Origin of the sequence: Microbispora sp. H10830, from assembly GCF_014161375.1 — a bacterium.
GTDB lineage: Bacteria > Actinomycetota > Actinomycetes > Streptosporangiales > Streptosporangiaceae > Microbispora > Microbispora catharanthi.
On sequence record NZ_JABBWX010000002.1, the window covers coordinates 875,700 to 896,441 of the forward strand.

Consider the following 20,742-nt stretch of genomic DNA (forward strand, 5'->3'; position numbering starts at 1 on the left):
CTCCCCGACCACAAGGAGCGTCGATGAGAGGACTGCGTACGGCTGCCGTGTTGGCCGCCGTGCTCGCGGGGCTGACGGCCGCGCCGGCCACGGCGAGCGCCGCGACCGGGGATTCCGGCTTCGTCAAACGCGCGGGCGCCCACCTCACGCTGAACGGCAAGCCCTTCCGCTTCGCCGGAACCAACAACTACTACCTGATGTACAAGTCGCACGCGATGGTGGACGACGTGTTCGCCCGCGCGAAGGCCGCCGACCTGTCCGTGATCCGCAACTGGGGGTCGCTGGACATCGGCGGCCAGGACGGGTCCGACTCCATCCAGGGCAAGGCGGACGGCGTCTACTTCCACTACTGGGATGGGAGTGAGCCTGCCTACAACGACGGGGCGGACGGCCTGGAGCACCTCGACTACGTGCTGTGGAAGGCCAGGCAGTCCGGGATCAAGCTGGTCATCCCGTTCGTCAACAACTGGAACGCCTATGGCGGCATGGACCAGTACGTCCGCTGGGCCAAGGGCCGGTATCACGACGACTTCTACACGAACCCGACGATAAAGGGCTGGTTCAAGGACTGGATCAGCCACCTGCTCAACCGGGTCAACACGCTGACCGGCGTCGCCTACAAGGACGACCCCACGATCATGGCCTGGGAGCTGGCCAACGAACCCCGGTGCAAGGGGTCGGGCAACTATCCGACCTCGCCCGGCTGCACCACGGCCACCGTCACGGCCTGGGCGGACGAGATGTCCCGGCACATCAAGTCGGTGGACGCCAGGCACCTGGTGGGCGCGGGTGACGAGGGCTTCTACTGCACCGATCCCGGTGGCTCCGACTGGACCGACAACTGCGGCGAGGGCGTGGACACCGTCGCACTGGCGAAGCTGCCGAAGATGGACCTGATGTCCCTGCACCTCTATCCGGACGGATGGGGCAAGGACGCCGCCTGGGGGACGACCTGGATCAAGAAGCACCTCGCCGACGGCCGCAGGATCGGCAAGCCGGTGATGCTCGGCGAGTTCGGCCTGCTGAGCAAGGCCGAGCGCAACCCCGTCTACCGGGAGTGGACGGACGCGTTCGTGTCCGGCGGCGGGGCGGGCTTCCTGTACTGGCTGATCGCGGGCACGCAGGACGACGGCACGCTTTATCCCGACTACGACGGCTTCACCGTCTACTGCCCCGGCCCGGTGTGCACGACGATCACCAACGCCTCGGCGGCGATCCGCGGCAGGCCGCCGCTCTTCCCGCCGGTGGCCGACGACGACACGGCCGTCACGACCTTCGGCACGCCGGTCACGGTGAACGCCACCGCCAACGACATCGCGTACCTCGCCAGGATCAGGCCGGAGACGCTCGACCTCGACCCGGCCACGGCGGGCCGTCAGGCGAGCCTGACGGTGACCGGAGGCACGTTCACCGCCGACGCGTCGGGGACGGTCGCCTTCACCCCCGCGGAGGGCTTCAGCGGCCGGGCCACGGCGACCTACCGGGTGCGTGACAGCCTGCTGCGGTGGTCCGGCACCGCCACGATCACGGTGACCGTCAAGCCCGACCCGGGCGCGGCGATCAGGCTGTTCTCCTTCGAGGACGGCGTGCAGGGCTGGGCGCCCGGCGACTGGCAGAGCGACGCCGGCGCGGTCGCGCAGTCCGCCGAGTGGGCCACCGACGGCACCCACGGGCTGCGGGTGGACGCGACCGGCGGCGGCTGGTTCGGCGCGGCCTTCCCCGAGCCCGTCGATCTGTCGGCCAAGGGCACGCTGAAGTACGACATCAAAACGGGGGCCGCGGGCACCTCGACCAGTGTCGCGCTGCAGACCGGCTCCGGCTGGGCCTGGTGCCAGTCCACCTGGGGCTGGCAGAACCAGGACGGCACGGGGACGGTGGAGATCGACCTCACCTCGGCGATGTCCTGCACGACGGATGACCTCAAGGACGTGCGTGGCATGTTCGTCTGGGCGAGCCCCGGCACCTTCCACATCGACAACATCCGGGCCGAGTAGGGGGGCGGAGCAGGCCCCGGCGCGGCGCGCCGGGGCCGCAGCCGTCCCCCCGCCGTCCCCGCCGCGGGCCGGAACACGACCCCCGTCCATCGTCATCCTGCCGATTTCGGGGCAAAGGTAGTCTGGAGCGACGAACAGGAATCGGGGGACGCGGCCATGACGGGAACGCACGGGTGAAAGGCGCCGCAGGTTCGGCCGACCTGGTCCCCGACCTCATGGCGGCGCTGCTCGAAGGCAGCGGCGAGGGCATCGTGCTGTGCGACGCGGACGGCGTCGTGACGCTGGCCAACGCGGCGGCGGCCCGCCTGGTGCCGGGGGTCGAGCCGTGCCTGCCCGCACCCGCGCCGCTCGACTCCGTCCCGTCGGCCCCCGAGGGCCGGACCGTGATCCACGGCGGCCGGGCGATCCGGATTCGCGCGGAGGCGGTCAGCGGCGGCCGGCTCGCCTGGTACCTCACCGACCTGAGCGCGGCGCGGCGCACCGAGTTCCTGCTGGAGGCCGGCCGTCGCCTGTCCGCCTCGCTCAACCCGCACCGGTGCGCCCGGGCCGCGACGGAGCTGGGCGCCGAATTCCTGTCCGACATGGCGATCGTGCTGCTGCCGCCCACCTCCCGCCGCCGGATGGAGTGGGTGCGTGCCGTCTCCGGCCGGTACGGCCCGGAGGAGGGCGCCCTGCCGGCCGCGGCGGCGGCGGAGGTGCCCGGCCTGACCGACGCGCTCGCGGGCCTGCGGCACGGCGTCGCAGGACAACAGGACCCGGGCGGCGCGCCGGACTGGCTGCTGCCGGAGGGGTTCGGTCCGGCCGGCCACCTGCTGGTGCTCCCGCTGCCCGGCAACGGCGTGCCCGCCGGGGCGATCGCGCTCGCCCGCCGCGCCGGACGGCCGCCGTTCGACGACGACGACCAGGTGATGGCGCGCGACCTCGCCACCCGGGCCGGTGCCGCGATCTCGGCGGCATCCCTGTTCCGGGAGCAGAGCACGATCAACGCCATCCTGAGCGGCGACCTGCTGCCGCCCGAGCTGCCGGAGATCGAGGGCATGCGGCTGGCCGGCCGGCTGCGGGCCTCGCAGCAGGCGGGAGCCATCGGCGGCGACTTCTACGACGTCTACCTGCCCGACCCGGCGCCCGACAGCGGGATCGTGGAACGGCCGCCGCTGGTCATCCTGGGCGACGTCTGCGGCAAGGGCGCCCGCGCGGCGGTCCTGGCCGGTCAGGTCCGTCACAGCCTGCGTACGCTGCTGCTCCTGGAAAGCCGTCCCGACCGGCTGCTCGAACTGCTCAACCGGTCGCTGCTCGCCTCCCCGTCGCCGAACTCCTACGTCACGATGATCCTCGCGGCGCTGCGGACCGCACCCGGCGATCACGTGCTGGTGGACCTGGCCGTGGCCGGGCACCCGGCGCCGCTGGTCCTGCGCCGGGACGGCACGGTGGAGGAGGTCGCGGTCCGGGGTTCCATCCTCGGCGCGTTGAAGAAGATCGCCCTGCGGCCCGTCACGCTCGACCTGGCGCCCGGCGAGGTGTGCCTGCTGTACAGCGACGGCATCACCGAGGCGTTCGGCGGCCCGAGCGGCCGGGAGATGTTCGGCGAGGAACGGCTGAAGGAGGCGCTGGCGACCTGCGCCGGAATGCCGGTCGAGGCCCTGGTGGAGCGGCTGGAGCAGCTCAGCACCGAGTGGCTGGGCGGCGGCCCGGGCGGCGGCGCGGGCGGCGGCGCGGGCGGCGGCGCGCAGCAGGACGACCGCGCCCTGCTCGCCGTACGCGCGGGGACGGGACGGACGGAGACATCGTGATGACTCAGGACCTGGAGGCCGCCACCGGGCGCTACCTGGACCTGATCGGCCGGGCCGACGAGTACGGCGCGGTCGACCTGGTCCTGGGCCTGATCGACGAGGGCGTCCCCGCCGAGGACGTGCTGCTGCGGATCGTCGCCCCGGGCCAGCGCCGGGTGGGCGAGCTGTGGGCGTCGAACGAGTGGTCGGTGGCGCGCGAGCACGGAGCGACCGCGGTCAGCGAGCGCGTGGTGGCCGCCGTCAGCGGGCGCGTCCGGCCCACGGCGACCCGCGGCCGGGTGGCCGTCGCCTGCGCCGACGGCGAATATCACGCGCTGCCCACCCGCATCATGGCGGAGGTGCTGCGGCTGCGGGGATGGCACGTCGACTTCCTGGGGGCCAGCGTGCCCGGCCCGCACCTGATCACACACCTGCACCAGACCGGGCCCGAGGTGGTCGCGCTCGGCTGCACGCTGCCGACCCGGCTGCCCCGCGCGCACGCCACCATCGCGGCCTGCCAGGCCGTGGGCATCCCCGTGCTGGCCGGCGGGGCCGGGTTCGGCGTCGACGGCCGCTTCGCCCGCCTGCTCGGCGCGGACGCGTGGGCGCCCACCGCCGACGCGGCGGCCGACCGGCTCGCCGCCGGGCTGCCGTCCTTCCCCGCCGCCCACGACGGCCACGGCGACGCCCCGGTTCATCTCGGTGGCGAGGAGTACGCGTACCTGACCCGGCACCGCGCCGACCTGCTGGCCCGCGTCATGGACACGCTCAAGGAGGCGTACGCCCCGATGGGCGGCTACAGCGCGCGGCAACTGGAGCACACCGCCGAGGATCTCGGTTACATCGCCGACTTCCTGATCGCCGCGGTGTACGTCCACGACGCCGCGCTGTTCACCGATTTCGTCACCTGGACCTGCCAGGTGCTGCTGGCCAGGAAGGTGCCTGCGGAGTCCGTCGTGCTCGGGCTGCGTGTTTTCCATGATGTACTCACAGACTGCCCCCACGCCCGGGCGCTGCTGAACGAGGGCGTCGCCGCGGCACAGATGTGCTGTGCGGATCAGCGAACAGAGACGAGCGTCTGATGCAGGACACGCCCCCGTTGCAGGTCGAGTCGCTCACTCCCGAGCCCGGCGCGGCACGCCTGGTGATGACCGGTGAGCTCGACTACACCACCGCGCAGGACGCGTCCGCCGAGGTGGCCAAGACGCTTGCAGAAGGCGTCGACGTGCTCGAATTCGACCTGGCGGGGCTGAACTTCATCGACTCATCGGGCATGGCCGTCGTGATGAACGCCTACAGTGACGCGGAGGAGCGCGGGACGGCCTTCCGGATCGTCGCCCTCACCCCCTACCTGCGCCATCTGATCGAGGTCGTCGCCCTCGACGACGTGCTCGACCTTCCCAACTGAGACAATGGGCGGGTGAGCAGGCGTGCCGTCGCCGTCCGGGTCGAGGGGATCGTGCAGGGGGTCGGCTTCCGGCCCTTCGTGTACGGCCTGGCAATGCGGCTCGGCCTCGCCGGGCTGGTCGGCAACGACGAGCGCGGAGTCTTCATCGAGGTCGAGGGCGGCAGCGCGCCGGTCGAGGAGTTCCTCGCCGCGCTGACCGGCGACCCGCCGCCGCTGGCGGTCATCGAGCGGATCAGCACGGGCCCCGCGCCTGTCACCGGCCGCAGGACCTTCGTGATCGCGCCGAGCGCGGCCGGCGGGGACCGGCACGCGCTCGTCTCGCCGGACACGGCGACCTGCGACGCCTGCCTGCGCGACCTGACCGACCCGGCCGACCGCAGGTGCGGCTACGCCTTCACCAACTGCACCGGCTGCGGCCCGCGCTTCACCATCGTCCGCGACGTGCCCTACGACCGGGCCAACACGACGATGGCCGGTTTCCCGATGTGCGCGGACTGCGCCCGGGAATACCACGACCCCGCCGACCGGCGCTTCCACGCCCAGCCCGTGTGCTGCCCCGCCTGCGGGCCCCGGCTGCGCTTCGTCGGCCCCGACGGCGGCGACGACCCGCTGGAGCGGGCCGTGAGGCTGCTGCGGGAGGGCGGAGTGCTGGCGGTCAAGGGACTCGGCGGCTATCACCTGGCGGCGCTCGCGGCGGACGAGCCCGCCGTGGCGGCGCTGCGGTCGCGCAAGCATCGCGAGGACAAGCCCTTCGCGGTGATGGCGGGCGACGTGGCCGCGGTGCGGCGGCTGTGCGTGGTGGACCCGGCCGAGGAGCGCCTGCTGACCGGTTGCGCCCGCCCCGTCGTGCTGCTGCGGCGCCTGCCCGGCGCGCCCGTCGCGCCGTCCGTAGCACCGGGCAACCGGTGGCTGGGCGTGCTGCTGCCCTACACCCCGCTGCACCATCTGCTGCTCCGGGCGCTGGGCCGGCCCATCGTGCTGACCAGCGGCAACGTCTCCGACGAGCCCATCGCCTACCGGGACGACGACGCTCTGGAACGGCTCGGCGGCATCGCCGACGCCTTCCTCACCCACGACCGCCCCATCCACATCCGTACGGACGACTCGGTCGTACGGGTCTTCCGGGGCCGCGACCTGCCGATCAGGCGGTCGCGGGGATACGTGCCGCACCCGCTGCCGCTCGCCCGGACGGCCCGCCGGCCCGTGCTCGCCTGCGGCGCCGAGCTGAAGCACACGTTCTGCCTGGCCAAGGATGACCGTGCGTTCGTCTCCCACCACATCGGCGACCTGGAGAACTACGAGACCCTGCGGTCGTTCACCGAGGGCGTCGAGCACTTCCGGAGGTTGTTCGACATCACGCCCGAGGTGGTCGCCCACGACCTGCACCCCGAATATCTGTCCACGAAGTGGGCCCTCGAGCAGGACGCGGACCTCATCGGCGTGCAGCACCACCACGCCCACGTCGCCTCCTGCCTGGCCGACAACGGCGTCGCCGGGCCGGTCGCAGGGGTGGCCTTCGACGGCCTCGGCTACGGCTCGGACGGCACGTTGTGGGGCGGCGAGTTCCTCGTCGCCGACCTGGCCGGCTTCGAACGGGCGGGCCACCTGACGCCGGTGCCGATGCCCGGGGGCGCGACCGCGATCCGGCAGCCCTGGCGCATGGCGGCCGCTTACCTCGATCTCGCCTACGACGGAGACGTCCCCGAGGACCTGGACGTCGTACGCCGCAACACCGGGCAGTGGGCGGCCGTCGTCGCGCTGGCCCGCCGGGGCGGGAACGCGCCCCCCACCTCCAGCATGGGCCGCCTGTTCGACGCGGTGGCGGCGATCGCGGGCGTCCGCGACACGATCACCTACGAGGGCCAGGCGGCGGTCGAGTTCGAGCAGCTCGCCGACCCCGCGGTGGACGACGCCTATCCCTACGGCCTCGTTCCCTCGGGCACGCGGTTCGCCGTCCCGGGTGCGGAGCTGGTCCGCGCGGTCGCCGACGACCTGCGCGCGGGTGTCCCGCGCGACGTCGTCGCCGCACGGTTCCACAACGCCGTGGCCGGGATCGTGGCCGCCGGATGCGCGTGGATCCGTCACGCCACGGGCCTGTCCACGGTGGCCCTGTCGGGCGGCGTGTTCCAGAACCTGCTGCTGCTCGGCCGGGCCGTGACCCTGCTGGAGGAGCGCGGCTTCACGGTGCTCACCCACCACCGCGTCCCCCCGAACGACGGCGGGGTCAGCCTCGGTCAGGCCGCCGTCGCCGCCGCCCGCGACCGTCGCTCTTGACCGTCATCTCAGTCGGGGTCCGCGGGAAGGGGGTCGAGCCGGTGCGCGCCGGGGCCCTGGCTCGCCAGCTCGTCGTACGGATTGAGCAACCGGCAGGCGCTCATGGAGACGCAGCCGCACCCGATGCAGTTCGTGAGCTCGCGCTGGAGCCGTTCGAGAGCGGCGCGGCGCATCTCCAGGTCGGCGGACCAGGTACGCGCGATGCGTTCCCACTCACGCCTGGTGGGCCTGCGGTCATGGGGGAGGTCTCGGAAGACCTCCGCCACGTCCCGCAGCGGGATGCCCAGCCGCTTCGCCACCTGGATGAGCGACACGCGGCGGATCATGTGCCGGGAGTAGCGCCGCTGGTTCCCCGCCGTCCGCTGGGAGAAGATCAGCCCCTGCGCTTCGTAGAAGCGCAGGGCGCTGACGGCGACCCCCGTACGTCGCGACACCTCGCCGACTGTCAGCAGATCGGCCGGATTCAGCTTCGCCATCGAGGTCCTCCCAAAAAGCTTGACCTCAACTTAACTTGAGGTTCCAGGATGGTGCCCACCGACGAATCGGGGAGGACGTTGTGAGCACCATCAGCATCGCCGCACGACATGCGGGACGGGTGAGCCCGCCGGTGACCGCCGCCACCGTGCTGCTCGGCGTCCTGGCGCTGGCCATGTCGATCGCGGGCACCGCGGTGGCGGTCCCGCGCATCGGGGGCGATCTGGGTGTGTCGGCGGGGTCCCTGCAGTGGGTGGTCGCCGGCTACAACCTGACCTTCGCGGCGTTCACGCTCGTGTGCGGCTCGCTGGCCGACCTTTTTGGCCGCCGCCGCGTCTTCACCCTCGGTGCGGCGCTGTTCACGGTGGCGGCGCTGGTCAGCGCGGTCGCGGACGGCATCTGGGTGCTGAACGCGGCACGGCTGCTGGCCGGAGTGGGGGCCGCCGGGATGATGGCGGCGGGCGGCGCGATCCTGGCGGCGACGTTCGAGGGCGCGGCGCGTACGCGTGCCTTCGCCGGGATGGGCACCATGGCGGGCGTCGGCATCGCGATCGGCCCGAGCCTGTCGGGCTGGCTGGTCGGCGAGTTCGGCTGGCGTGGCACCTTCGGCGTGAACGTCGCCGTCGGCCTGCTGGTCCTGGCGGGCAGCAGATTCGCCCCCGAGTCGCGAGCCGCCGAACGCCCGCGCGTGGACCGCGCCGGGGTCGCGACCTTCGTCGGCGGGCTGGCCCTGCTGATGTTCGGCGTCATGCGGGGGCCCGAGCAGGGCTGGGGCGCGGCGCCGGTGCTCGGCGCGCTGGCGGCGGGAGCCGTACTGCTGGTGGCCTTCGCCCTGGTGGAACGCCGCAGCGATCGCCCGGTCCTGGACCTGACGCTGGTAGGGAACGCGTCGTTCATGGGCTGGTGCCTGGGGACCCTGGCGACCTCGGTCGGCTTCCTGGGCGTGCTGGTCTTCCTGCCCACCTACGTGCAGGGCGTGAACGGAGTCTCGGCGAGCGAGGCGGGCGTGATGATGCTCATGCTGACCGCCCCTGTCCTGGTCGTCCCGCCGCTGGGCGGCCGGCTGGTGACCCGCGGCGTGCCCGGACGCGCTCTGATCACCGTGGCGCTGGCCCTGATCGCGGCGGGCAACGCCTGGCTGACCGTGCTTCACCCGGGGATCGGGACGCTCGCGCTGCTCGGCCCGTTGCTGCTGATCGGCGTCGGGATGGGACTGTCGTTCGGGATCACCGACGGCCAGGCCATGAATGTCGTCGAACCCGACCGCGTCGGAGTGGCGGCGGGATTCCTCAACACTGTGCGTGGCACGGCAGAGGCCTTGGTCATCGCGGTGTTCGGCGCGGTGCTGGTCAGTGTCATCGGCGCCGAGACCGGCTCAGCCGTCGCGGCGGCACGAATCGCCGCGGGCGACGTCGCCGCTCACGAACAGGCCGCGTTCACCGATGGGTGGCGGGTGACCCTCTACGGCGTCGCTCTGCTCACCGCACTCGGCGGCGCTGCCGTGTTCTACATGCTTCGGACGCGCCGCCCCCACCAGGACCAGCCGACGGGCTAGTCCTAGCCGCCCTGGTCGCCCGCGGGCAGCGGCGGGCTCTCCTCGTCGATGGGCCCCTCCGGTGCGATGCCGGTGGAGTCCTCGAGGGTCGAGCGGCCGTGCGGGCGGTCGGTCTCGCCCTTCACGCCCGCCTGGTCACGGCCGGGTTCCTGCTTCTGCTTGGCGAGCTCCTCACCGCCCCGGGTGAGGGTCTCGCCCGCGGTCACGCCCGTCTCCTCCTCGGCGGACGGCTTGCGCCCGGGTCCGGGCTCGCCCGCGGCCTCCGGCCGGAACGCCAGGTCGCCCGCTCGCTTGGCCTCGGTGTCCGGTCGTTCGGTTTCACTCATGATGAAGTCACCTCCCGGTCAGCAGATCCGCGGCAGCGGGTCGCCGACCAGCACGTCGATGATCCGGGTGCCGCCGAAGGCGGTCTTCAGCAGCACCAGGCCCGGGGGGTCGTCCCGGACGCTGCCGACGATCGCGGCGCCCTCGCCGAGCGGGTGACCCCGCAGCGCGGCGAGCGCGGATTCGGCCGCGTCCCCGTCCACGACCGCGACCATCCGGCCCTCGCAGGCGACGTAGAGCGGGTCGATGCCCAGCAGCTCACAGGCCCCGCGTACGGCCGGCCGTACGGGCACGGCGTCCTCCTCGACCACGACGGCGACACCGGCGGCGCGGGCGATCTCGTTCAGTATCGTCGCGACGCCGCCCCGGGTCGCGTCCCGCAGGCACCGCACTCCCTCGCCGACAGCGGCCTGGAGGGCGGCGATCAGGCCGTTGAGGGGAGCGGTGTCCGACGTCACGTCGGCCTCGATGTCCAGCTCGCCCCGCGCCAGCATGATCGTGACACCGTGCTCGCCGACCGGGCCGGACACGAGGACGGCGTCGCCGGGACGGGCGTGTGCGACGCCGAGGCGCGCGTCCCGCTCCAGCAGTCCCACGCCGGCCGTGGTGACGTAGCAGCCGTCGGCCTTGCCGCGCTGCACCACCTTGGTGTCCCCGGTCACGATCGACACCTCCGCCGCCGCGGCGGCCCGCGCCATCGACGCGCTGATGCGCCGCAGATCCTCGACCGGGAACCCCTCCTCGAGGACGAAGCCGGCCGACAGGTACAGCGGCCGGGCCCCGCACACCGACAGGTCGTTCACGGTCCCGTTGACGGCGAGGTCGCCGATGTCGCCGCCGGGGAAGAACAGCGGGGAGACCACGTAGCAGTCGGTCGTGAACGCGAGCCGCGCGCCGCCCGCGCCGAACACCGCGCCGTCCTCCAGCGGCTCGAGCAGCGGGTTGCGGAACGCGTCGAGGAAGACCGCCTCGATCAGCGTCTGGGTCGCCTTGCCGCCGGCGCCGTGGGCCATCGTGATGCGCTCCTCGCGCACGCGGGCCTTCCGCTGCCGGGCGCGGTCGATGCGTTCGAGAACCTGCTGCTCACGGGTCGTCTCTGTCACCGGGTCGCCTCCCTCACCCGCTGGCGGGAGAACCGGCCGAAGTTGTAGTAGGCCGCGCAGGCGCCCTCGGACGACACCATGCAGGTGCCGATCGGCGTCTCCGGCGTGCAGGCCGTGCCGAACACCTTGCACTCCCACGGCTTGAGCACGCCCTTGAGCACCTCGCCGCATTGGCAGGCCTTGGGGTCGGCCACCCGGTTGCCGGGTATGTCGAACAGCCGCTCCGCGTCGTACGCCGCGTACTTCTCGCGCATGCGCAGCGCCGAGTGGGAGATGAAGCCCAAGCCGCGCCACTCGAAGTAGGGCCGCAGCTCCATCACCTCGTTGACGGCCCGCAGGGCACGGATGTTGCCCGCCCACGGCACGACCCGGGCGTACTGGTTCTCGACCTCCGACCGGCCCTCGGTGAGCTGGAGCAGCAGCATGTAGACCGACTGGAGGATGTCCAGCGGCTCGAAACCCGCCACGACCAGCGGCTTGCCGTAGCCGCGGGCGATGAACTCGTACGGCCGGCAGCCGATGATCGTGGAGACGTGGCCGGGCCCGATGAAGCCGTCGAGACGGAGGTCGGGCGAGTCCAGGATCGCCTTGATCGCGGGGATGATCGTCACGTGGTTGCAGAAGACCGAGAAGTTGCGCACGCCCTCGGCCGCCGCGCGCAGCACGGTCATGGCGGTCGACGGCGCGGTGGTCTCGAACCCGATGGCCATGAAGACCACCTGGCGGTCCGGTTCGCGCCGGGCGATCTTCAGGGCGTCGAGCGGCGAGTAGACCATGCGGATGTCGGCGCCCTGGGCCGTGGAGTCGAAGAACGACCCGCGCCCGCCCGGCACCCGCATCATGTCCCCGAACGACGTCATGATCACGTCCGGCCGTTCCGCGATGTGGATCGCGTCGTCCACGCGGCCCATCGGGATCACGCAGACCGGGCATCCGGGGCCGTGCACCAGCGTGATCGTCTCGGGCAGGTAGTCCTCCAGACCGTGCTTGTAGATGGTGTGGGTGTGGCCGCCGCACACCTCCATGAACTTGTATCTCCGGCCCGGCTCGCACAGGCTCGCGATCCTGGCGGACAGCGCCCGCGCCTTGTCCGCGTCGCGGTACTCGTCGACGAAGCGCATGGGTCCTCACCTCTCTATGGACGAGTCACGCAGCGCGGCCAGTTCGTCCTCGTACGCCTGGCCGATGCCCTCAAGGAACTCCAGCGCGGCCCTGGCCTCGGCCTCGTCGATCTTCGACAGCGCGAAGCCGACGTGGATCAGGACCCAGTCGCCGGGCCGCAGGGGCTGCCCGTCGAGCAGGCCGATGTTGACGGCCCGCCGGACCCCGCTCACGTCGACCCTGGCGAGGTCAGTCTGGTCGGGCGGAATCTCCACGATTTCGCCCGGAATACCCAGGCACATAGGACGCCTCCGCAGTGATGTCGGGGTCGAGCTGGATGGATTCGAGGACGAGGCTGTCGCCGCCCTCGGTGTCGACGTCGATCCCGCCGCACAATCCGCAGATCGTGAGCGGGTCGGCGCACATCGCGGAGTGCCCGCAGCCCCGGCAGATGAGCCGTGCGGGCTCGATGACCAGGTCGAGCGTCGCGCCCTCGGCGACCGTGCCGGCGGAGGCCAGGCAGAAGGCCTGGTCGAGGGCGTGCGGGGCGATGCGCAGCAGCGCGCCCGCCCGCACCCGGGCGCGGCGCACCCGCCTGCCGGCGGCCCGGCGCTCGACGGCGTCGACCACGGCCTCGGCGATCCCGAACTCGTGCATCGGGGTCACATCCTTCTGATCCGCAAATAGCGTCGGATGTCGGGCAGCGACTGGACGACCAACACGGCCAGCCCGGCAGCAAGCAGAACGAAGACCAGGCGTTTCACCATCGCCGCTCCTCCTCCTCCGTGACCTCCGGGAACTCCTGTGCGAACTCCTCCGCGAACTCCTGTGCGATCAGTTCGAGCACGAGGCCGGCGGCCTCGGGGACGGCCGCCGCGACCGGCGGGCTCAGGTCCATCCCCGGCGTCACGTCGGCGGGCTCGCAGCCGACCAGCAGGACTCTGCCGCCCCGCGGGAGATCGAGGCCGGAGGCCAGCGTGAGCACCGCGTCGGGGGTCATCGCGTGCGCGTCCACGAAGGCCGGCGCCGCTTCCGGGAGGGTGGGCTCCAGGACGCTGAGCGTGCCGGGGGCACGTCCCGCCGGGATCGCGTCCACGAGGATCGTGAGGTCGTATCCCGAGGTCAGCTCGTAGGCGAGATGGATGCCCCGGATGCCGAAGTCGCCGACCTCCACGCCGTCGGGCACCCCGGTGGCGGCGAGGCGGCGGGCCACCGCCACGCCGAAACCGTCGTCGCCGAGGAAGACGTTGCCCACACCGGCCACCAAGGTTCTCATGCGGGTTCCACCTCGTCCGGCGCGAAGTAGAGGAAGCGTCCCTGCTCGCGTTGGAGATCGGAACCGGGATCGCCCTCCAGCGTGACGGCCAGGTGGCGCAGCCCGTCCACGTCGAGGAACACCGCCTCGACCCGGGCGATCCGCCCGGCCAGGAACATGTCGTGCGCGTCCGCGCGACGGTGGCCGGGCCGCAGCCGCACCCGGCTCCCCCTGGCGATCCGCACCCCGGCCACGGTCACGGCGTCGTCCTCAGGTGTCGTCCTGGTGGGGACCTCCAGGTGACGAATGGCGCCGTGGAGGCGTTCGAGCAGTTCCGGCGGCAGGTCGGCGGCCCGTTCGAGGATCTCGGCGGCGCGCGGGTCGGTGACCCGGGCCTCCCGCTTCTCCTCCTCGGTCAGGGTCAGCGTGCGCAGCGTGAGCAGTTCGTCGATCTCGGTCGAGTCGAACAGGTCGCCGGGGCTCTCCGGGGCGATGGCCGGGTGGTCGTACAGGATGATCGGCGAGGACAGCACGACGTCGCGGCGGCCGGGCTCGCCCACCAGGACCGGCCAGGTGTTCTCGTTGTGGCACTGCCGCGCCGCCGCCTCGGCCCACATCGGCGGGTCGAGCAGCGAGACGAAGGCCCCTCCGCTCACCCCGATCAGCAGGTGGGCGGCGACCAGCGAGCGGCGCAGGGCCTCCTCGCGCGGCGCGTCCGCCCGCTCCCAGTGGGCCGTGTTCTCCACCTCGACCCGCAGGCGGACCAGCCTGTACGGCCCGGGCAGCCGTTCGGCGGAGATCCGCATCTCCGCGTCGAGCTGCTGGTGCTCGCAGACGATCCGGCCGGTCCGCTCCCCGCCGGGGCCGGCGATGTTCTCGATGACGCGGTCGCCGGGCACCCGGACCTCGATCGTGCGCCGCCCACTCGTCACGTGTGTCAAGCTCAGCCCGGTCCTGGCCTCCCGCTCGGTGGCCTCGTCGAAGCTGAGGTAGTCGCGCCCGCCGACGGTCAGCTTCGGCACGGGCCAGTAGCCGTCGTCCTCCTCATGCTCGACCGTCCTGCTCCTGACGTGCAGGAACCGCAGGCGCAGGTCGAGCTGGGCCTCGCCGGGGGCCTCCAGCAGGCACTCGGTCACGCTGCCCGACGGCTCGCCGGGGTAGTTCGGCGGCACGAGCACGCCGAACTGCCAGCGCATGCGGTTCTTGGCGGCCGAGGCGCGGTAGGGGTAGAGCAGGTAGCCCTCGTACAGCACGGCGTCCGCGACGCGGCGGGCCGCCTCCATCGGCGCGGTCACCGGCCCGCCTCCTTCATGAGCAGCTCGATCGCCTCATCGACGGTCGCGAGCACGCGTTCGGACTTGAAGCGGAGGACCTCGCGCACGGTGTCGCGGCGCAGCCGCAGCCACCCGGAGCCGGGGAAGGCGGTGTCGATCGTCTCGCGCCACACCGCGACCGGCAGGCGGTGGCGGGTCTCACAGTGCCAGGGGATCTGCCGCATGCTCACCCCGCCGCCGGAGCGGGCCAGCACGGTCCCGCTGAACAGCAGCAGCAGCGGGATCTCGCCGTCGTCCAAGGAGGCGAAGTATCGGCCCGCGGCCACCTCCAGGTCGTAGCCGCACGGCACGGTCACGTCGATCTCCGTGCTCGCGGTGAAGGCGGGCACCATCGCCTGCGCCATGGCGAACTGCACCGGCCGCAGCGTGTCACCCCACCGGGCCGGCTCGCCGAACAGGTCCGCCAGCAACGCCGCCTCCTGCGGCCCGTACGGCCTGCGGCGCGGCTCGATCCTGATCTGGCAGCGCAGCGCGATGGCGTGGACGCCCTCGGGGGAGGGGTCGGTGACGCGCAGGCGGAAGACGAGCGTGGGCGAGGCCGCGTACGGCTCGGGCCGGGCGCCCAGGCAGTCGAAGCGGAGATCACCGTCCAAGTTCAGCCCCTTTCAACGATGCGGGCCCGCCGGCGCAGGGCGGCGAAGAAGCCGTCGATGGCCTCCCACGCCTCCCGCCCGCCGCCGAAGCCCTTCCAATGCAGTCGTACGAGGCCGACGAGCCGGTAGCAGGCGTCGATCGGCACGAGATGGCAGGAGAACGACCCGTCGGGAGCCCGGTCCACCAGCAGCGCCTCGACGTCGGGCTCGGCGTCCGCCAGCGCCGGGTTGGCCGCGAGCACCCGCTCCCAGGTCGCGAGCGGGAGCAGCGACTCGGTCGCCCCGGCCGGGCTGGGATAGAAGGCCACGGTCCGGCCGAGTGAGGAGTTGTGGAAGAAGAATGCCGTACGCACCGGGATGCCCAGGTCGTCCCAGTCGGCGGGGGAGACCTGGAAGGACGGCGCGTAGAGGAAGCGGTCGGGCACGGTCCGATACCGTCCCTGGCCCGGCCGGACGAACAGCAGGCGGCAGCCCCGGCAGACGCACATCAACGCCCGGGTCTCCAGGTCGACGACATGCCCGTGCTCGCCCTCCAGGAGTTCGGCGCACATCTCGCACCGCTCGGCCCGCTCGGCCCGGGCCGGTTCGCGGAAGCGGCGCAGGCCGGTGCTCATGCCGGGCGCCTGCCGATCTGCAGCAGGGGCACGGCGCTCTCGACGTCCACCCGCGCCACCTCGGGGGCCACCCGGGCGATGGCGCGCTCGATCGACTCGGTGACGGCGCTCCGCGACGAGGGGCAGCCGCAGGCCCCCTCCAGACGTAGTCGTACGACGCCGCCCTCCACGCTCAGCAGCTCGGCCCCGTGACCGTGAGGGTGGCCGTCGAGCGCGGCCCGCACCCGCTCGGCGGTGGTCAGCGGGTGCAGGTCGTGCAGCACGAGCAGGCCCGAGACCAGCGGGTCCTCCGCCAGACCGCGCAACGCGCCGGCCGCCCCGGCCTCGGTGACGATCGCCATGACGCGTTCGAGGCCCGCGCCGTACAGGCCGACGATCTCCCGCAGGAGTTCCTCCGCCGTGGCACGGGCTTCCGAGCCCACCAGCGCGCCGAGCAGCCGCTCGATCCGCTCGCCCGACACGGCCACGTCGTACGTCATGGCGTCCCCGTGAACGCGTGCGGGCTGTGCACCACGCGCAGCTGCCTGCCCCGGCCGAGGTACATGTGGACGCCGCAGGGCAGGCACGGGTCGAAGCTGCGGACGGTGCGCATGATGTCGATGCCCTTGAAGCTCTCCGGCGGGTTCTCCTCGAAGATCGGGGTGTTCTGCACCGCGTCCTCGTACGGCCCCGGGGTGCCGTTGAAGTCGCGCACGCTGGCGTTCCACGGCGTCGGCGGGTACGGGTGGTAGTTGGCGATCTTGCCGTCCCTGATCACCATGTGGTGCGACAGGACGCCCCGAACGGCCTCGGTGAAGCCGCAGGAGACCGCCTCGTCGGGCACGGTGAACGGCGACCACGTCTGGGTGTGCCCCTGGCGGACCTCGCCCAGCGCCTGCTCCGCGAAGTGCAGCGCGCACGCGGCGGCGTACGCCTGGAAGTACGTCCTGGCCCGGTTGCGCTCGATGGCGTTGGACAGCAACTCCCCGTTGCGCCGGGGAATCCGCCACTCGAACGTCTTTTCCGGCCGGGTCGCCGTCCTCGGCAGGTTGATCTCCACGCTGTGGCCGGTGGACCGGACGTAGCCGATGTCCACCAGGCCCGACAGGGCGGTGACCCACAGACGGGCGAGCGGCCCGCCGCCGGTGTCGAGCGCGAGCAGGTTCTGCCCGTCGAACCAGCGCGGCGACATCACCCAGCTGTACTTGTCGGTGAAGTCGCGCTTCTGCGGATGCGGGATCGTGTGCTGGTTCCACGGATGGCGGATGTCCACCGGGTTGCCCAGCGGGTCCTCGGTGACGAACGGCTCCCTGTCGGCCCAGTCGTCGTAGTAGGAGCTGCCCAGCAGGATGCGGATGCCGAGGTTGATGTCCACCAGGTCGTTGGTGACGAGTTCCCCGTCCACCACGATCCCTGGGCTGACGAACATCCTCCGGCCCCAGTCGTTCATGTTCCGGTAGTCGAAGTCGCAGTGCTCGGGGTCCTGGAAGCTGCCCCAGCAGCCGAGCGTCACCCGCCGCCGGCCCACCTGCTCATAGCCGGGCATCGCGTCGTAGATGAAGTCGAACAGATCGTCGTGCATCGGGACGACCCGCTTCATGAACTCGACGTACCGCATCAGCCGGGTGAGGTAGTCGGTGAACACCTGCACGGTCGCGACCGTCCCGATCCCACCGGGGTAGAGCGTGGAGGGGTGCACATGCCTGCCCTCCATCAGGCAGAACATCTCCCGGGTGGTGCGGCTCATCGCCAGCGCCTCGCGGTAGAACTCGCCCTCCAGCGGGTTCAGCGAGCGCATGATGTCGGCGATCGTGCGATATCCGTGGTCGGCCGCGTGCGGGGCCTCGGTGCGCTCGGCCTGCGCCAGCACACCCGGGTTGGTCTCGCGGACCATCTTCTCGCAGTAGTCGACCCCGACCAGGTTCTCCTGGAAGATGTTGTGGTCGAACATGTACTCGGCCGCCTCGCCGAGATTGATCATCCACTCGCCGATGTGCGGCGGGCGCACGCCGTACGCCATGTTCTGGGCGTAGACCGAGCAGGTCGCGTGGTTGTCGCCGCAGATCCCGCAGATGCGGCTGGTGATGAAGTGCGCGTCGCGCGGGTCCTTGCCCTTCATGAAGATGCTGTAGCCGCGGAACACCGACGAGGTGCTGTAGCACTCGGCGACCTCGCGGTTGGCGAAGTCGACCTTCGCGTAGATGCCGAGACTCCCGACGATCCTGGTGATCGGATCCCAGGCCATCTCGACCAGTTCGCGTTCCCGCGTCATCGCTAACTCCAGGGGGCCTTGTAACCGGTGAGCAGCTCGCGGCCCTTCTTGTGCCACTTCGGCTCTTTGTCGACCGTCTTGAACGTGATGCTGCGCAGCGTCCGGATCACCGTGCCGTACGCCGCGCTCGCGGTCGAGGAGACGCGGGCGCCGGGCGGCTCGTCCATGAACGGCATGAACTTGTCGGGGAAGCCGGGCATCGTGCAGGCGATGCAGATGCCGCCCACGTTGGGGCAGCCGCCGATGCCGTTGATCCAGCCGCGCTTGGGCACGTTGCACTTCACGACCGGCCCCCAGCAGCCGATCTTCACCAGGCACTTCGGCGAGCCGTACTCGGTGGCGAACTGGCCCTGCTCGTAGTAGCCCGCCCGGTCGCAGCCCTCGTGCACGGTCTGGCCGAACAGCCACGTGGGGCGCAGCATGTGATCCAGCGGGATCATCGGCGCCTGCCCGGCGAGCTGGTAGAGCAGGTAGAGGATCGTCTCCGACAGGTTGTCCGGGTGGATCGGGCAGCCGGGCACGTTGACGATGGGCAGCCCTGCCTTCGACCGCCAGTCCCAGCCCAGGTAGTCGGCCACGCCCATCGCCCCGGTCGGGTTGCCCGCCATCGCGTGGATGCCGCCGTACGTCGCGCAGGTGCCGGCGGCGAGCACGGCGGTCGCCTTGGGCGCGAGACGGTCGAGCCACTCGCTGGTGGTCATCGGCTGGCCGGTGTCGGGGTTGTTGCCGAACCCGCACCAGTAGCCCTCGCGCTTGATCGACTCGTTGGGGATCGATCCCTCGATGACCAGCACGAACGGGTCGAGCTCACCCCGGTCGGCCTTGAAGTACCACTCGATGAAGGTGTCGGCGCCCTGCATCGGCCCGCATTCGAAGTCGATCAGCGGCCAGTGGACCGCGATCTCGGGCAGGCCGGGCAGCGCACCGAGCACGATCTCCTCGATGCTCGGCTGGGTCGCGGCCGTGAGCGCGACCGAGTCGCCGTCGCAGCTCAGCCCGGCGTTTATCCACAGGATGTGGACGACGGGCTCCTTCTGTCCGTCAGGCGCCGTCATCGCTGTCACCAGCTTCCATGCGGGTCAAGGCCTGTTGGGTGAGCTCCCAGAGCGCGTGGTAGACGGTGGTCTGGGCCTCCTGGATGCGGTGGACCGAGGCCGAGGGCACCACGAACAGGTGGTCGATGGTGCCGAGCTCGGCCATCTGGCCACCGCTGTAGCCGGCCAGCCCGACCGTGAGCATGCCGCGCCTGTCGGCCTCCTCGAACGCGGCGATGAGGTTGCGCGAGTTACCGCTGGTGGACAGGCCCAGTGCGATGTCTCCCGCGAAGGCGGACGCGGCGAGCTGCCGGGCGAAGACCACCTCGAAGCCGATGTCGTTGGCCAGCGCCGTCACGACCGCGATGTCGGCCGTGAGGGCGAACGCGGGGAGGGGCCGCGCGGTCCCGCCGGTGTTCATGAAGCCGGGGTTCATGAAGAGCGTGGCCACGTCCTGGGCGTCGGTCGAGCTGCCCCCGTTGCCGAAGGCGAACAGCCGGGCTCCCGCCGCGAACGCCGCCGCCATCGCCTCGGCACAGGCGGCGATCCGCTCCCCGTCGCGCTCCAGCACCGTCCGGCGCAGGGTGACGATCTCGTCGACCTTCTCCACCGTCGACTCGCGTACGGAGGTCATCACCGCGTCGAGGTCCGTGGACCCCGAGTAGAGGAAGGGGTACAGCGCCTCGATGTCGCTCACTGCCTCATCTCCCTCATGACCGCGATGGCCTCCTTGGCGTGGACCAGGATGGTGTCGCCGGGCGCGGCCTCCACCAGGGCGACGCTGACCACCTCCCGGCCCCGGGCGGTGTCGACGAGGGCGAGGTCCCGCTCCAGGAGCCGTACGACGGTCACCGCGACGGCCTCGTCCGAGCAGGTGACGCATGTCTCGTCGTGGCAGTTCATGGGATGACCCGTGGATCCAGCACGCCGGGCTGCTCGAAGAACACGTGCACCAGCTCCCAGAGGATGTGGTAGGTGGTGACGTGCACTTCCTTGACCACGCGGGGATCGGCGGAGCGGGCGATCAGGACGTGGTCGACGGCCGGGCTGCGGCCGATCGGGCCGCCGTCGTCGCCGCCGGTCAGCGCCAGCGTGAGCAGGCCGAGCCGGTGCGCCGTCTCCAGGCCTCTGAGCACGTTCCCGCAGCCGCCGTCGGAAGAGACGCCCAGCGCGATGTCCTGCGGCGCGGCGAGACGGCGAAGCTGGTGGGCGAAGACCTCCTCCAGGCCCGCGGTCGCGGCCACCCCCGTGATCGTCGCCACGTCGCTCGTGAGCGAGAACGACGGCAGCGCCCGTTTGCCCACGATCACCGGATGGACGAACTCCACCGAGATGTGCTGGGCGTCGGTGGCGGCCTCACCGTTGCCGAAGACGATGAGCCTGCCGCCGCCGTGGAAGCGCGTCGCCATCGCGTGGCAGGCCCTGGCCACCACGTCGGCCTCGTCGGCAAGGCCGAGCGCCGGCCCCACACGACGAGCGAACACCTCCGGAACACGTGCAAGGACCGCCTGGTCCATCGCGGACCACTTCCCCCGGATCGTTCCCGCGGACCGCTGCTTCCCTCAGGAAAGCCCCTGGTTAACGACCGTACGCCGAGCCGTGACGGGGGGAATCAATAGATGTCGGTGATTTCGCAAAGACCACTACAGTCCGGGCACG

Annotated in this window: 23 protein-coding genes; 6 read left to right on the forward strand and 17 right to left on the reverse strand. The window is 71.7% G+C overall.

The genetic code is table 11. The features are described from left to right. The first annotated feature begins 23 nt into the window (after positions 1-23). The 5 genes from HHX35_RS09030 to hypF all read left to right on the forward strand — a co-directional run bounded on the left by HHX35_RS09030 (position 24) and on the right by hypF (position 7,445). Positions 24-1,994 (forward strand): cellulase family glycosylhydrolase, encoded by a 1,971-nt coding sequence (locus tag HHX35_RS09030; RefSeq protein WP_182898344.1) that lies wholly within the window; start codon positions 24-26, stop codon positions 1,992-1,994. Between the two features lie 173 nt (positions 1,995-2,167). Then, positions 2,168-3,784, forward strand: coding sequence for a SpoIIE family protein phosphatase (locus tag HHX35_RS44560; protein ID WP_182898345.1), 1,617 nt, complete (start codon positions 2,168-2,170; stop codon positions 3,782-3,784). Beyond that, positions 3,784-4,845: a B12-binding domain-containing protein gene (locus HHX35_RS09040; RefSeq protein ID WP_182898474.1), complete on the forward strand. Its 1,062-nt coding sequence runs from the start codon at positions 3,784-3,786 to the stop codon at positions 4,843-4,845. Before HHX35_RS44560 ends, HHX35_RS09040 begins: the two co-directional genes overlap by 1 nt. Continuing rightward, the gene (locus tag HHX35_RS09045) at positions 4,845-5,171 is read left to right on the forward strand and encodes an STAS domain-containing protein (protein ID WP_182898346.1); all 327 of its coding nucleotides are present in this window, start codon (positions 4,845-4,847) and stop codon (positions 5,169-5,171) included. The genes HHX35_RS09040 and HHX35_RS09045 overlap by 1 nt, the downstream gene beginning before the upstream one ends. A gap of 12 nt (positions 5,172-5,183) precedes the next feature. Beyond that, positions 5,184-7,445 carry a carbamoyltransferase HypF gene (hypF, locus tag HHX35_RS09050; protein WP_182898347.1) on the forward strand — a complete coding sequence of 754 codons (2,262 nt, stop codon included), beginning with the start codon at positions 5,184-5,186 and terminating at the stop codon, positions 7,443-7,445. Positions 7,446-7,453: 8 nt separating this feature from the next. Here hypF and soxR read toward each other — a convergent pair whose 3' ends face one another. Next, a complete protein-coding gene (soxR, locus tag HHX35_RS09055; RefSeq protein ID WP_182898348.1) occupies positions 7,454-7,921 on the reverse strand; it encodes a redox-sensitive transcriptional activator SoxR in 468 nt (155 codons plus the stop codon). 80 nt (positions 7,922-8,001) lie between these two features. Between soxR and HHX35_RS09060 the strand changes: the two genes are divergently transcribed. Then, a complete protein-coding gene (locus HHX35_RS09060; protein ID WP_310738974.1) occupies positions 8,002-9,474 on the forward strand; it encodes an MFS transporter in 1,473 nt (490 codons plus the stop codon). Positions 9,475-9,476: 2 nt separating this feature from the next. Here HHX35_RS09060 and HHX35_RS09065 read toward each other — a convergent pair whose 3' ends face one another. Genes HHX35_RS09065 through HHX35_RS09135 form a run of 16 tightly spaced genes read right to left on the reverse strand, consistent with a single transcriptional unit; the run spans position 9,477 to position 20,567 of the window. After that, a complete protein-coding gene (locus HHX35_RS09065; RefSeq protein ID WP_182898349.1) occupies positions 9,477-9,800 on the reverse strand; it encodes a hypothetical protein in 324 nt (107 codons plus the stop codon). An 18-nt stretch (positions 9,801-9,818) separates the two neighbouring features. Beyond that, positions 9,819-10,901 carry a hydrogenase expression/formation protein HypE gene (gene hypE / locus HHX35_RS09070; protein WP_310738975.1) on the reverse strand — a complete coding sequence of 361 codons (1,083 nt, stop codon included), beginning with the start codon at positions 10,899-10,901 and terminating at the stop codon, positions 9,819-9,821. Further along, positions 10,898-12,022 carry a hydrogenase formation protein HypD gene (hypD, locus tag HHX35_RS09075; protein WP_182898350.1) on the reverse strand — a complete coding sequence of 375 codons (1,125 nt, stop codon included), beginning with the start codon at positions 12,020-12,022 and terminating at the stop codon, positions 10,898-10,900. Before hypD ends, hypE begins: the two co-directional genes overlap by 4 nt. Positions 12,023-12,028: 6 nt before the next feature. After that, positions 12,029-12,277: a HypC/HybG/HupF family hydrogenase formation chaperone gene (locus tag HHX35_RS09080; RefSeq protein WP_352241253.1), complete on the reverse strand. Its 249-nt coding sequence runs from the start codon at positions 12,275-12,277 to the stop codon at positions 12,029-12,031. Continuing rightward, positions 12,252-12,659 (reverse strand): hydrogenase maturation nickel metallochaperone HypA, encoded by a 408-nt coding sequence (locus tag HHX35_RS09085; RefSeq protein ID WP_182898351.1) that lies wholly within the window; start codon positions 12,657-12,659, stop codon positions 12,252-12,254. The genes HHX35_RS09080 and HHX35_RS09085 overlap by 26 nt, the downstream gene beginning before the upstream one ends. A 5-nt stretch (positions 12,660-12,664) precedes the next feature. Then, positions 12,665-12,769 (reverse strand): DUF6893 family small protein, encoded by a 105-nt coding sequence (locus tag HHX35_RS45100; protein WP_396779912.1) that lies wholly within the window; start codon positions 12,767-12,769, stop codon positions 12,665-12,667. After that, on the reverse strand, positions 12,763-13,278 hold the full coding sequence (locus HHX35_RS09090) for a hydrogenase maturation protease (protein WP_182898352.1): 516 nt from the start codon (positions 13,276-13,278) through the stop codon (positions 12,763-12,765). Before HHX35_RS09090 ends, HHX35_RS45100 begins: the two co-directional genes overlap by 7 nt. Further along, the gene (locus HHX35_RS09095; RefSeq protein WP_310738977.1) at positions 13,275-14,552 is read right to left on the reverse strand and encodes a hypothetical protein; all 1,278 of its coding nucleotides are present in this window, start codon (positions 14,550-14,552) and stop codon (positions 13,275-13,277) included. The genes HHX35_RS09090 and HHX35_RS09095 overlap by 4 nt, the downstream gene beginning before the upstream one ends. After that, positions 14,549-15,184, reverse strand: coding sequence for a DUF6084 family protein (locus HHX35_RS09100; protein ID WP_182898353.1), 636 nt, complete (start codon positions 15,182-15,184; stop codon positions 14,549-14,551). The genes HHX35_RS09095 and HHX35_RS09100 overlap by 4 nt, the downstream gene beginning before the upstream one ends. A gap of 2 nt (positions 15,185-15,186) precedes the next feature. After that, positions 15,187-15,798 carry a DUF5947 family protein gene (locus HHX35_RS09105; protein WP_182898354.1) on the reverse strand — a complete coding sequence of 204 codons (612 nt, stop codon included), beginning with the start codon at positions 15,796-15,798 and terminating at the stop codon, positions 15,187-15,189. Continuing rightward, the gene (locus tag HHX35_RS09110) at positions 15,795-16,277 is read right to left on the reverse strand and encodes a NifU family protein (protein ID WP_182898355.1); all 483 of its coding nucleotides are present in this window, start codon (positions 16,275-16,277) and stop codon (positions 15,795-15,797) included. Before HHX35_RS09110 ends, HHX35_RS09105 begins: the two co-directional genes overlap by 4 nt. Continuing rightward, positions 16,274-18,049 carry a nickel-dependent hydrogenase large subunit gene (locus tag HHX35_RS09115; protein WP_182898356.1) on the reverse strand — a complete coding sequence of 592 codons (1,776 nt, stop codon included), beginning with the start codon at positions 18,047-18,049 and terminating at the stop codon, positions 16,274-16,276. Before HHX35_RS09115 ends, HHX35_RS09110 begins: the two co-directional genes overlap by 4 nt. Positions 18,050-18,051: 2 nt before the next feature. Then, entirely contained in the window at positions 18,052-19,104 is a 1,053-nt protein-coding gene (locus tag HHX35_RS09120; RefSeq protein WP_182898357.1) for a hydrogenase expression protein HypE, read from the reverse strand. Then, on the reverse strand, positions 19,091-19,780 hold the full coding sequence (locus HHX35_RS09125) for an SIS domain-containing protein (protein ID WP_310738979.1): 690 nt from the start codon (positions 19,778-19,780) through the stop codon (positions 19,091-19,093). The genes HHX35_RS09120 and HHX35_RS09125 overlap by 14 nt, the downstream gene beginning before the upstream one ends. Then, complete coding sequence (locus HHX35_RS09130; protein WP_182898358.1) at positions 19,777-19,986, reverse strand: HypC/HybG/HupF family hydrogenase formation chaperone; 210 nt, start codon at positions 19,984-19,986, stop codon at positions 19,777-19,779. The genes HHX35_RS09125 and HHX35_RS09130 overlap by 4 nt, the downstream gene beginning before the upstream one ends. Next, entirely contained in the window at positions 19,983-20,567 is a 585-nt protein-coding gene (locus HHX35_RS09135) for an SIS domain-containing protein (protein WP_310738980.1), read from the reverse strand. The genes HHX35_RS09130 and HHX35_RS09135 overlap by 4 nt, the downstream gene beginning before the upstream one ends. Positions 20,568-20,742 lie beyond the last annotated feature (175 nt).